We start from the raw sequence: 13501 nt of genomic DNA on the forward strand, positions 1-13501 counted from the left end.
GGGAGTTTAGAGGTCGGTTGGCTTGGGATCGTCCGGTTCCGCGGCGTCTTCGGTGGGCTCAAACCAGTGGTAAATTGACGGCAGCACAATTAGCGTTAGCAGACTGGATGTAATCACTCCACCGATGACGACGGTGGCCAGTGGGCGCTGGACCTCTGCACCGCTGCTGTTGGAAAATGCCATCGGCAAAAAACCGAGTGCGTCGGTGGTCGCTGTCATCAACACGGGACGCAGGCGGTCGACTGCGCCGGTGAAGACTGCGCTGCCGACTTCGCTGCCGGATTCACGTAGGGCACGGATGTGTTCAATCAACACCACACCGTTCATGACCGCGATGCCGAACAGGGCGATAAATCCCACCCCGGCGGAAATCGAAAACGGCATGTCACGAATCCATAACGCCAAAATCCCGCCAACGGTCGCGATCGGCACATTCAAGAAGATCAGCAGCGCGAGTTTGACCGAATGAAATGTCAGATACAGCAACGATCCAATCAGAAACAGCGCGAGCGGAACTGCGACGGACAAACGCCCGACGGCGTCTTGAAGGTTCTTGAATTGACCTCCCCACGTCACGCGATAACCGGGCGGCAGGTCCACCTGGGATTCAACGGCCGCTTGAGCTTCGCCCACAAAACCGGCCAAGTCGCGACCACGAACATTGACTTGAACCAAAAAGCGACGGCGAATTTCGTCCCGGCTGATTTGTGCGATGCCAGGACCAACGGTGATTTCAGCAAGTTGTTCGAGCGGTATCTGCCGACCACTCTTGTCCGCAATTCGCATCTTTTTGAGCGATTCCAGGTCTTTGCGGTACTTCGGTGCCAACCGGACCATCAACGGGAAACGCTTTTGGCCTTCAAAGACTTCGCCAGCGTCTTTGCCCCCAATCGTCGCGACCGCATCGAGCACGTCTCCGGCATTGATTCCGTAGCGCGCGATCTGATCTCGCAAAATCTTCACTTGGATGTAAGGCAGGCCGCCCGTTTGCTCGGGCTGGACGTCCGCCGCACCGGGTACTTGAGAGACAACGCCCGCGATTTCGTTTCCGATCTTTTGCAACGTTTCAAGATCGTCACCGTAGAGACTGATTCCGATATCGCTGCGAACACCGGAAAGCAATTCTTGAACACGCAATTCAATCGGCTGAGTGAAGCTGAAGTTATTTCCAGGAATTCGTTTGTACAGTGCTTCGCTCATCGCGGTGATCAGTTCTTGTTTGTCATCGAACCGCCACTCATCACGAGGCTTCATGATGACAAAAATGTCACTCGCCTCGACGCCCATCGGGTCGGTGGCGATTTCAGGGCGTCCGGTTTTTGACACGACCGATTCGACTTCGTCGCCGAATTCATCCAGCAACGTTTGTTCGATGTCGGTTGTCATCTCAATCGAACGTTCCAGTGAAACGCTGGGCAATCGCACGGCCTGAATTGCCATGTCACCTTCGTCAAGTTTCGGCACGAATTCCGCACCGAACCGACTGGCGATGAAGATGCCGACGGCCAGCGAGACGGTTGCGAAACAGACGATCGCCACCGGGTGCTTCATGCTGCGTCGCAACAACGGCTCGTACCCGCGCTTGGCCAGGCGAATCAAAAACGGGTCGTTTTGTGTAAACTTACGAGCCAAGAATAGCGATGCGAGAACCGGCATCACGGTCAATGAAAGGATCAATGCGCCCACGAGTGCCGACATGAAGCTGAACGCCATCGGGCCGAACATCTTTCCTTCGATGCCCTGCAACGACAGGATCGGAATGAAGACGATGATCACGATCGCACCAGCAAACAGAATCGGTCGTGCAACTTCGTGACCCGCTTCCCGAAAGACTTTCAGTGGCGCCTTTTGCAAATCAGGATTGCGTTGTTTCGCCAACCCTACTTGCCGAATCACGTTTTCGACCATCACCACGGCACCGTCAACGATAATCCCAAAGTCGAGCGCCCCCAGGCTCAACAGGTTGGCCGAGACGCCGAAGTATTTCATCGACATGAAAGTGAACAAGGCGGACAATGGAATTGCCGAGGCCACAATCAAACCGGCTCGCCAATCGCCAACTAGCAAGAACAACATGATGATGACCAGGATGGCACCCCCGCTGACGTTCTCGATAACGGTATCAACGGCCCGTTGGACCAGCTCGGTGCGGTCATAAAACGCTTCGATGTAGACCCCTTCGGGCAGCGACTTTTGAATTTCCGCCACTTCCGCTTTGACGTCTTGCACGACGACGCGAGAGTTCTCGCCGATCAACATCATCACGATTCCAACGACCGCTTCGCCTCGACCGTCGCGGGTGACGTAGCCCTGACGCAGCAGCGGCGCAAATCGAACATCGCCGATGTCGCGAACCAAGATCGGTGTTCCGTCTTCGCGGCTGTCCAACACGATGCTGCCGATATCGTCGAGCGACTCAACCAGCCCTTCGGCGCGGATCAGTCGTTGTTCTTCGTAGTGCTGGATGTATCCACCACCGGCGTTGGCGTTGTTGCGATCCAGGGCATCAAAGACTTGTTGAAGCGTGATGCCATAATTCAGCATCGCAGTAGGATCGACCTGGACTTCGTAGGTTTTCAGCTCACCACCAAACGTGTTGACTTCGATCACGCCGGGGACACCGCGGAGTTGAAAGGCCACGTTCCAGTCGAGAATGGTCCGAAGTTCTTGCAGGCTGTAGTCGTAGCCCTCTTTCGCTTGAACCTCAAACTGATAGATCTCGCCCATTCCTGTTGCGATCGGTCCCATTGTGGGTACACCGATGTCCGACGGAATGTCCGCGCGGGCTTCGGTCAATCGCTCGCCAACCAGTTGTCTGGCCCAGTAAATGTCAGTGCCTTCCTCGAACACAACGGTCACGTTGGAAAGGCCGAATCGAGTGACGCTGCGGATTTCGGTGACTTTCGGAATACCGCTCATCGCGGTCTCGACCGGAAACGTGACGAATTGCTCCATTTCGACCGGGCCGAGCGCCGGTGACGTGGTTAGAACCTGAACCTGAACATTGGTCAGGTCGGGCACTGCGTCGACGGGAAGCCGTAACATCGAATAGATGCCAGCGACCACCAACAGCACGACGCCCAAGAGGACGACGATGCGATTGTTCAGCGAGATGTCAATAATGCGATTTATCATGATGAATTAGTGACCGTGGCCGATCTCTCCTTTCATCAGTTCTGACTTCAGAGCGAATCCACCGGACGTCACCACTTTGTCGCCGACCTTCAAACCTTCGCGAATTTCGACAACGCCGTCAGATTTCGTCCCTGTGACGATGGGAACCATGAGAAATTCGGTTTCGCCTTGCTGAACGAAGACGACGGTTTTGTCCTCCACTTCCTGAATGGCCGATTCGGGCACCGCCAAAATGTTTTGAGAGTCTTCCGAGGGTATTTCAATTTCCACGAACATTCCCGGCTTCAAATGCCGATCCTCGTTTTCGGCAATCGCCTGTAGGCGGAGCGTACGGGTGTCCGGATCGAGAACGTCGCCGCGATAAAAGATTTTGGCAGTATGCGTATGCAATGAACCGTCGCTGGCCGTCGGAGCACGAAAGGTCAGCGTGTCGCCGAGCCCGGCGATCGCGGGTAGGTCCTTTTGATAGATGTCGGCTTGAACCCAAACGGTGGATAGGTCAGCGAGACGAAACATCTCGGTGTCGGTGCCAACTCGCTCGGCCAGAACCACATTCTTGGCAATGATGGTTCCCGCAAAGGGAGCGACGACTTCGTAGTGAGATAGGTGCCCGCTCTTCTCGTCAGGCTGAATGTTTTCAAGATCGTCATCGTCATAACCGAGGATGTTCAGCTTTGCCTTTGCGACTTCAACGGCCTGTGCCGCTTGTTGCACGGCCTGCTCGGCTTCCAGGGCATCCTGCGGGACGCCAAATCGCAACTGTTCCAGAACCGCGTTGAAACTCGCTTTGGCGGTATTGAGGTTGGCTCTTGCTTCGATCAACTGCTTTCCGGCGATCGCGCCAGTGTTGGCGATCGGTTCGATGCGATCGAAATCCGTTTGGGCTTGCACCAAGGTCGTGTAGGCACCGAGCAACTGTTCGCGATACTTTCCGATCGGCTTATCACCAAGCGTCTTTTCAATTTCCTCCGCCGAAGCGTTCCGATCGAGCGCGTCGATCAACTGCAAAGCATTCGTCTTCACCTGTTGAGCGAAGTCATTCGCCTGCTTGGCAAACTTTTCCTGCAACCTTGCTTGGTACAATTCCAGCTTGGCTGTACCCACCTCACGGCTGTCGATGATCGCGAGCGTCTGGCCCTCGTCGACGCGGTCGCCCAAATTCACGGGGACTTCATGCGCCCGCCCTTCGGTAATGGAATAGATGTTAGCGCTGCGGTCCTCGTTCAGTGTGAGCTTTCCCGTGGCCCAGGTTTGCATCGTCACTGTCTGACGGTTGACCGGCTGCACCTTCAGCTTGGAAGCTTCCCACATTTCTTTTGGCAATTGGACGACCGCTTCTTCCGCGCCACCCTCATCGTGGTCCCCTCCCTCATCATGACCGTGCCCGTCTTCGCCCTCGGCAGCCTCCGTGTCAGCGAGCGGTCCACCGGACCAATAAGGAACGCTAAAATAGACCGCTCCGCCGGCAAGCACCGCTGATGCGAGGCAGGCTCCAATGAGGGTTTTGTTGAACGTTGTTTTCTGCGGCATGGTGGCGAACTCTTCCGGCAAATGTTGTTTTCTTGTCGATCGAAATCCTTTTCGTCGAAAATAACTTAGATGGCAGTGTAAAAACGGTTCCCGGCCTCACGAGGCTAGTCGTATCCGAGGCCGGGAACCTCGCCGATCGCGGTAACACACCGCGACCGACTTGGGTAATCGAAGATTGATGATTGCCGATCGGAGATTGAAGAACGCAATCTGAAATCTTCAATCATCAATGGCTATGTCCTTCGTGGTCATGATCGTGTGAAATCTTACCGGTATACGATTTGCCGTCGATTTGCAGGATCACGGCTCCTTCGGCCCCGGCTTCCATCCATTGGTCCATCTCGGCCTGGGTCGACGTGAATCGCGATGACTTTCCGGATTCATCGTCGGGCTGAGGGTCGGCGGGAAGTTCAAACGATTTCACTTCGCCGTCATGCTTCAGGCTGACGGTTAGTTTTTCGGCTTCGATTGCGACCGGCTTCGTTGCCGATCCGTCGAGAACGTACATCGCTACCGCGCCGCTGCCGTGCATCATCTCGATGTGGAACGCCTCCTTACCGAGTTCGACGAGCTCCCCGCCATGTGGACCGTGTTCGGGGTGGCCTCCCATATCCATCATCGGTGGCATCTCGTCCATGACGATGGGCTCTGGCGATTCGACCGGTGTGTCATCGATCTGCACGTCACTTTTAGAACAGCCCATCACTGCGACAATCGCCAGCAACAGGGTGAATAATTGCATTTTCATCATGGCTCTTTCGGGTAAGGGGGGGGATCAAAAACGGAATGGGGAATCGGACGAAGTTACCGATTCCCCACTCCTTCAAGACGCACGTTTTAGTGAGCGTGCTTGGTTTCAAAGCCGAGCTTCTTCAACCAGCCTTCCCACTGATGGGCTTCTTTGTGGCTCTTCAGAGCCAATTGCTGCCACTTCGGGCAGCGGTAGTTCACGTCGGTGTGCCCGCCGTGCGAATCGACTTTGACTTCACAGCGAAGCTTCGTGAGCGTCTCGGCGAGCTTCTTACTCTGGTCGCCTTCGGCATGTGTCGTTTTCCACTTCTCCAAGCGGTATTCGACGAGTTCTTGAGCGGCAGCATTGGGCTCGGTTGCCTGAACCAACATGCTGCCCATCGCGACCGATGCGACCAAAACCGCGACTGCAAGTATCCGTACTTTCAACATTGACATTCCTCCGTGGGAGTCTTCTTCAAAACAAACAACATCGCTTCGGCAACGCACCGAAACGGCAAACCAATTCGCTCGTTCACAAAACGAGCACGAGGAACCATTCCCCATGTCAGTGATTCTTTCTTCATGTCGCAACAATCGGGCGATGAGGTTCTGTGCTGGTAGCTCCCAACCCGTGACTCCCCATCTCTTCCTGGTGGTCTTTGACAATCTGTTTCCCTGCCCCCTGTCCGATCGTCCAAAATAGTGCTGGACGAACAAAAAACTCCGCTAGCGTGCTGGTCAGCAGTCCGCCGACGATGACAGTCGCGATCGGGTACAAGATTTCTTTGCCGGGTTCACCGGCGGCCAGCGCGAGCGGTAGCAAACCAATCCCAGATGTCAGCGCCGTCATCAGCACCGGAGCCATCCGTTCCTGGCCCGCACGCCGGACCATTTCACGGGTCCACGATTCGCCTTCGTGCTCGACCAAGTGGATATAGTGGTTTAGCAGCAAGATCCCGTTGCGGCTGGCGATTCCGCACAGCGAAATGAATCCGACCATCGCAGCGACCGTCAGGTTTTGATCCGTGATCACGAGCGCCGCGACCGCACCGATAAATGCGGTCGGCAGAGCGACCAAGACTTGCAACGAAAAATTGGTGTTTCCGAACAGTGTGTAGAGCACCAGGAACATGCCTAGAAGCGTGATACCAGAAAGAACCAGCAAGCGCCGGGAAGCGGATTGTTGGCTTTCAAACTGACCGCCGTATTCAATGAAGTAGCCCGGTGGCAATTCCATTTCTGCCAACTTCTCCTTGATGTCACCCACCACGTCGACCACCCCTCGCTCGGACACGTTAGCTTGCAACACGATTCGCCGACGAACCTGTTCCCGCTTGATCATATTCGGTCCGCCGCTCTCATAGATGTTGGCAACTGAATCGAGCGGCACCGTTCCGCCGCTGGGCAACGGCACGGCCAATCGCTTGAGCTTCGAGACGTCTTCGCGATACGGTTCGTCCATCCGAACCATCAGGTCGAACGTCCTCTGACCGAGTAACACTTGGCTGACCACGGTTCCATTCATCGCTGTTTCTACTAGCTCCATCACGTCGGCAGGACGTAATCCATTTTGCTTGAGCGCACTTCGGTTCAACTCGATTCGCAACTGTGGGATGTTGGTTTGCTGTTCAATGACAACGTCCGCTAAGCCTTCGACGCCCGAAATGCGCTGTTTCATCTCGTCCGCTTTGTTGCGTAAGACGTCGAGGTCGTCGCCGAAAAGTTTGATCCCAATTTGAGCTTTAACACCCGAAATCATGTGACTGATCAAGTGAGCCAACGGCTGCTCGGTACTCGACACCACGCCGGGAATGTCCTCCATCGTTTCGCGAATGGTTTCAATGGTTTTCTCCCGATCCGCACCGTCGGCCATTTCAAGAAATAGCTCAGTGACGTTGACGCCTTCCGCATGTTCGTCGAGTTCCGCACGCCCCGTCTTGCGAGCGACTGACTTGACCGAGTCAATTTTCATCAACTGCTCTTGAGCGATTTCTCCAATTTTGTTGCTAGTCGCAAGCGACGTCCCCGGCGCTAGCAGCGCGTTGACTTGAACGGCTCCTTCATTAAACGGTGGCAGAAAGTCGTTTTCCAACTGACTCACCGCGAAAACTGAAAACGCCACCATTACGCCAGCGACACCCAGAACCGGCCCAGCAAAGCGAGTGCTGAAGCTAATGGCCAGCCCCGCAAGCCCTTTCAGACCTTCAAGCAACCGCCCCTCTTCGGCTTCTTCACCGCCAAGCAATCTCTCGATGGCGACCAGCGCGAACCAAATCGCAGGTGTCAACAGGATCGTCCACCACAGGGAATCGCCGGGCATTGCAAATGGCAGATGCAAGATATGGATCGCACGCGGCACGACCCAGTACATGGTTAGCGCTGCAATACCAAACGCAAGCATGGGAACGACAAATCGCCAGAACTTCTTGCCTGACAGCAATAATGACGCCAAGACGGGAGTCACGGTTAATGAAACGCCGAGCGACGCGATCAGCGATACCACGTATCCCATTGCAAGCGGCACGAACAATTTGCCTTCCATGCCTTCGAGCGCGAAGAGTGGAATAAAGACGAGTACGACAATCGCCGTTCCGTACACCACGCTACTTCGCACCTCGATGCTGGCCTCATAGACCACCCGCAGCAGCGGCCGAGGGTACTCCGAGTGACGGTTTTCTTTCAACCGTCGGAAGATATTTTCAACATCAACAATCGCATCATCGACCAGCTCACCGATCGCTACGGCCAAGCCACCTAACGTCATTGTGTTGATCGAAAGACCAAACGCGGCAAACACGCACGCGGTCGCGATGATCGACAACGGAATCGCGGTGAGCGTGATGAACGTGGTGCGAAAATTCAGCAGGAACAGGAATAGGATCACCAGCACCAGGACTCCGCCGTCGGCAAGAGCCTCGACAACGTTTTCAATCGCTCGGTCAATGAATGACCTTTGTGAATAGACATTGGCGATGCGAATGTCATCGGGAAGCGAGATTTTCAGTTCTGCGAGGGCTTCCGCGATGGCCGTATCGACAGCACGGGTGTCGCTGCCGGGTTGTTTGTTGATCGTCAAGACGACCGCTGGACCACCTTCGACCTCACCACCTTCCATTCGCATAAACGTTGAGGAGTCTCCGCGTTTGACCTGAGGCCCCTCAACAACTTTTGCGACATCCGCAAGCGTGATGGGACGGCCTTCACGCATCGTGATGGTGATTTCCCGCAAGTCATCCAAACTCGTAATTCGCCCCAGTCCACGTACCAGCAGTTCGTTGGCACCTCGTTCATCGAGATACCCGCCCGTCGCGTTCAAGTTAGAGTCGCTGACGGCTTGGTGAACATCGTCCATGTTCAGACCGAACGTACGCAGTGCATCGGGATCAACCAGCACCTGGTACTGCATCCGTCCACCGCCCATCGTGAAGACTTGCGACACACCTGGAATCGTCAGCAACCTTTGACGCACAACCCAGTCGGCCAGTGTCCGAACTTCCATCGGCTCAGTGACATCACCTTCGCTCCACATGCCGTACATGAGAATCTGGCCCATGATAGACGAGATTGGCGCGAGTGTCGGCTTGATTCCGTCGGGCAGATTCTCCGACGCAAGTTGCAATCGTTCGTTGACAATCTGGCGGTCGTTGTAAATGTCGGTTTCCCATCCGAATTCGACATAGATCACGGACAATCCGATGCCGCTGCTGCTGCGCACCGCTTCGACACCGCTGGCACCATTGAATGCCGTCTCCAGTGGAAACGTAATTAACGCCTCGACCTCTTCGGGAGCCATCCCTGGCGCTTCGGTCATGACAACGACGCGCGGGCGGTTCAAGTTTGGGAAGACGTCAATCGGCAACTTTGTCGTCTGCCACGCGCCTACACCAAGCATAATGCCAGCGAGCGCCAGAACGATCAGCCGGTTGTTCAATGAGAACTGAATGATTTTATCGAGCATGATATGTTTGCGAGTCCGTTGCGTTGTTCAAAAGGGGGAGTTCGGAGCTGGGAGTGGTTGTTTACTTTTCTTTCCCTCTCCTTCACTCCCAGCTTTTTCCTAGTGGTTGTGTCCAGCGTGTGGGTCAATCGCACCGCCTGACTTGTTCTTCAGCGCCATCTGCAACTGATGGGCGCCACTGACGGCGATTGACTGGCCCGGCCAAACTTGACCGTCGTTCTTGATGGCGACGTTGATGGAGTCAGCCGCAAGGACCTGAACGGCCACTCGATCGAAATGATCGTTGTTCTCCACGAACACGAAACGCTCTGGGCCTTCTTCTGCAACGGCATCCTTGGAAACTACAATCGCGTTGTCAAAGCCAGCGAATGGCACCCGCAGCTGCAAACGCTGGCCCGGCTTGTAACGCCAACTAACGAACCGTTGGCCTTCAATTTCCTCGGTTCTTTCGACCTCGTTTGTCAACGAGACGAAGAATGGCAACGAACGCGACTCCCGATTCACCTCGTTTCCGATGTAAACGATCTTCAAATTGTCAATGATGTGGGGCGGCCCCTGTTGCGTCTCGAATACGGCTTGAAGCATTGCTCCCGAGTTTGCCGCTTTCTGTAACGCTTCTCCATCTCTTTGGTAGGCTTCACCCTCAATCAGAATCTGGCTATAGTCGGACAGTCTGCCCAAATGTTGGCCCGCCTGGACCGACTCTCCGCGACTTACCTCTAGATTTGTGACTAGAAACTCGGCGTCGATATGTTCAGGATGAATGGGTGGAGGTTGCATGGATGCAAACCGCATGTCGCCAACGCTTGCTGACGTCAGACCCTCACTACTTGGAGCGTGAAGTGAATCGTGGTGTAGCGAGCGATCGGCATGAAGCGTCGGAGCATAAACCGTGACTTCGCGGATGAGCTCGCGCGTTTTTTCAATACGGTCGATTTGGTCGTCGGTTAATCCGTGCAGAAGCATCGACTGCTTTGCCGCCATCAATGCGGCTGTCAATTTGTCCCGCTCATACTCTCGCGCCAGCTTTGTTTTCCCAGCGATCGCACCAGTGCCAGAGATGGAAGCCAATCGCTGAATCTCACGTTGTTCAACGTCAAGCTGCCCCAAAGAAGTTAGGAATCTTTCCTGCGTGTCAACGAGATCTTGATGGGTCAGTCGCAAGGTAAACAGCGGGCGACCACTCTGAACCAACTCACCCCGTGAGATATTGATTGCATTGATGACGCCCGTCAGAGGCGAAGTGATGGCCACATGAGTACGGCCCGGCCAATCCGAAACCGACGCCGGAACTTCGATATACTCGTTGAACCGACCGACGGAGACTGTTTGCGTGGACAGCCTCAGGTTGGCACGCGCTTGGGCGCTCAGTTCTATTGAATTTAACTCATCATGGCCATCGTGGTCGTGACCTTCATGGCCGCCGCCACCGTGATCGTGCCCCGAGTGATCGTCATGGCCACCATCGCTGTGGTCATGACCTTCGTGGCCAGCCTCTTCCGAAGCGGCCACCAGCCCAAGCTTTTGCGGGTACTCGGTGAAGGCAAATCCGCCCGCGACGATGGCCACAAGAATTGCGGCAATCGTCAAGACTGGTCCAGCAAGCCTCGCAAAAAACGCCTTGATTTTGGACATAATTACTTCCAGGAATAGAGACGGGGAACTGTGATATCGCGAAGAAATAGGCGCGCGCTCGCCCGCTATACATTCGCTAGAAAGCCCGCAGTTCCGATTCAGCGCAGCAATGAACTACAAAGACGAAACATGACGGTTGCTGAAGAACAGAAACGGAAAAAACGATGAACCAGATCAGGTCCAACCTGCAACAGGGCAGCGTTTGTTCCGACTCCTCAACTAGAAAGGCTATTCAGTTAAATCAGCCACGTGCAAAGAGATGCACAGTGCGATAGAGAGTCTTCAACGCCGGCAAACTGCCGTTGGCGTTCTTGCTGCCAGCAGACAGTGCGGACCCGAGCCATGCTCGGATCAAAGTCGTACAAAATGTACCCAACAAAAACGGCGTCGCACACAAAGTCAACATCGCTGGAGGGAACAAAGCTGCACGATCCAGTTGAGTGGCAACCCGGCAAGCGGCCATCGCAGGGACCAGATTCACATCCTGGACATACAGGTGCGATATTCGTTTCGCTACCGGCGACAAACTCACTGGTGCAAGACCCTTCTGCTCCACGGCTGTGGTCGTGTCCCTCATGATCGTGGCAGCAATCATTATCGTGCTGGACACTTGGGTGACCGTCCGCATCGCAGACATCATCGTATACGCTGTGCGCGTGCGAATCACAACTAGCAGCATGATGCAACGAACACCCGAGTAACGAGTGCAGCAGCATGGCTACGACGGTAGTGATTCGACAAATGGCAAGCACGGGTGGTTCCTGCGATTACAAGGTATTCATATTGTCGGCATCTTTGTTAAAAAGGTCCATAGCGATTGCAGTCGCTCCGCATATTTTGAACAAATCGCCCAGGTTGACTTAGGCGGATCCCACAACCACCCTTCAGCGGACGGAAAATCACTGTTGGCTGAACGTCAGGCCCCGTAGGCTGTCGTCGCCGCTATTGTCGACGATCGGGTCCAAGGCACCCGTCAACACATAGCCATCGACGCGGGCGCGGGCTTGGCCGAGCAGTGCCTGGGCCGCGATGTACTGCAGATTGGTATCGAAATATGACCGTTGCGCAATCAAGACTTGAACATAGCTAGTTTCACCGGCCTTATAGGCGATCTCCGCCAGCTCAAGCCCCTCCTGCGCGTTCGGTAGGATATCTCTCGCGTACTTATCGACTGCCGCCAAGGAAGCGTCAAAATTGCCCGCGGCTGACGCGAGTCGTGCTTTGATCGCATTTTCGATGCGCTCGACCTCACGAGACGCGCGAACGTATTCTGCTCGCGCCGCCGAGAGATTGCCCTGGTTTTTGTTGAAAACAGGAATCGGCGCACCGATCTGTAAATTGATCAATCCGTTGTTCGTGCCGTTGTCCACACCGGCGGCAAATTGGACATCCAAGTTGGGGATCGGCTGGACTTCGTGGCGGCAAATGCTCGCCCGCGCCTGATTGACGCGAGCTTGAGCGGCTTGGTACTCAGGGCTGGAAACGACGATCGTCGAGGCAACGCTGTTCCAATCCATCGCTGACTCGTTTTGCGGCAAGCGACCTTGCAAATAGGTGGGAGACATTTCGGGTGTACCGGCCAATGCGGCTAATTCTCGCCAAGCGGCATTGAATCGAACTACCGCTTGCTGAAGCTGCAAGTCGACCTCGTTCTTCAGCACCTTGGCTTGAACAACATCCAATTGCGATCCCTCTTCCGCCTTTTTTCGCAGCTCAGCAAACTCGAGTCCTTTGTCGGAAACGGTCTGGAATTCTTGGATCAACTCCATCCGTCGCTGTGCGGCCAAGGCTTCAAAAAACTTGATCCGGATATCGGTGGCGACGCGGTACTTCTGGGCTTCGAGTTGCAGCAGTTGAGCACGGAGGGCTTCATTCAGCACGCTGCGGTTGAGTGCCAGCTTGTCTGCGGTGATGATCGTTTGAGAAATGAAGACTGTGTGCTGATCGGTTCCTTGATCGGCGAGTTGATTCGCTTGGTAGCCGATGCTCGGGTTGGCTCGCAGGCCGACTTGGGTCCGGAATCCGGCTGCTTTTTGCGTCGTTGCGACCAACTCGGCAATCGTTGGATTGTTGCCCAAGGCGAGCGACTCGAACTGTTCGACCGTCATGCCGCTGGTGTTCGCGATGCCGTTTTCTTGTTCAACAACGACTGGCTGCAAGAACTGCATGCCATCACCGTCCGATGTGTCGAGCGGCATGAAATCACTGAGCGACGATGTCGCTGGCTGCTGAGCCACCAACACAGGCGAGACTTCTTGGACAATGACATCGTCATAGGCAACTTGTTTGACGGTCGAGTTGGGTTCCGCCTTTGCAACTTCTAAATTTGCGTCGCGGACGCCTGCCGGCCCCTCCGAGTGGGACTGCCGTGCGGGCTGATGGGCCAATCCCGTATATTGGCTGATGGTACTGCATCCCGTTGACAGTCCTAGAGTGGCCAAAAGCAATAGACGTCGCGTCTGTTTGGTTCTGGCGATGATTGGTCGCGAATTGGACACCGAGTACTCCTCC

At 55.0% G+C, this 13501-nt stretch carries 7 protein-coding genes; all 7 read right to left on the reverse strand.

Annotation, left to right across the window (positions count from 1 at the left end):
- Positions 1–6: 6 nt before the first annotated feature.
- The 7 genes from TBK1r_RS20600 to TBK1r_RS20630 all read right to left on the reverse strand — a co-directional run bounded on the left by TBK1r_RS20600 (position 7) and on the right by TBK1r_RS20630 (position 13488).
- Positions 7–3135, reverse strand: coding sequence for an efflux RND transporter permease subunit (locus TBK1r_RS20600; RefSeq protein ID WP_145214790.1), 3129 nt, complete (start codon positions 3133–3135; stop codon positions 7–9).
- 6 nt (positions 3136–3141) lie between these two features.
- Positions 3142–4665, reverse strand: a complete 1524-nt coding sequence (locus TBK1r_RS20605) for an efflux RND transporter periplasmic adaptor subunit (RefSeq protein ID WP_259631791.1) — start codon at positions 4663–4665, stop codon at positions 3142–3144.
- Between the two features lie 226 nt (positions 4666–4891).
- Positions 4892–5413 carry a hypothetical protein gene (locus TBK1r_RS20610; RefSeq protein WP_145222886.1) on the reverse strand — a complete coding sequence of 174 codons (522 nt, stop codon included), beginning with the start codon at positions 5411–5413 and terminating at the stop codon, positions 4892–4894.
- A gap of 89 nt (positions 5414–5502) precedes the next feature.
- Entirely contained in the window at positions 5503–5847 is a 345-nt protein-coding gene (locus TBK1r_RS20615; protein WP_145214797.1) for a hypothetical protein, read from the reverse strand.
- A 130-nt stretch (positions 5848–5977) separates the two neighbouring features.
- On the reverse strand, positions 5978–9355 hold the full coding sequence (locus TBK1r_RS20620; RefSeq protein ID WP_259631790.1) for an efflux RND transporter permease subunit: 3378 nt from the start codon (positions 9353–9355) through the stop codon (positions 5978–5980).
- A 99-nt stretch (positions 9356–9454) separates the two neighbouring features.
- Positions 9455–10990, reverse strand: a complete 1536-nt coding sequence (locus TBK1r_RS20625) for an efflux RND transporter periplasmic adaptor subunit (protein WP_145214800.1) — start codon at positions 10988–10990, stop codon at positions 9455–9457.
- Positions 10991–11889: 899 nt separating this feature from the next.
- Positions 11890–13488 (reverse strand): TolC family protein, encoded by a 1599-nt coding sequence (locus tag TBK1r_RS20630; RefSeq protein WP_259631788.1) that lies wholly within the window; start codon positions 13486–13488, stop codon positions 11890–11892.
- Between the last annotated feature and the right edge of the window lie 13 nt (positions 13489–13501).

The organism is Stieleria magnilauensis, from assembly GCA_007753675.1.
GTDB classification, from domain to species: domain Bacteria; phylum Planctomycetota; class Planctomycetia; order Pirellulales; family Pirellulaceae; genus Stieleria; species Stieleria magnilauensis.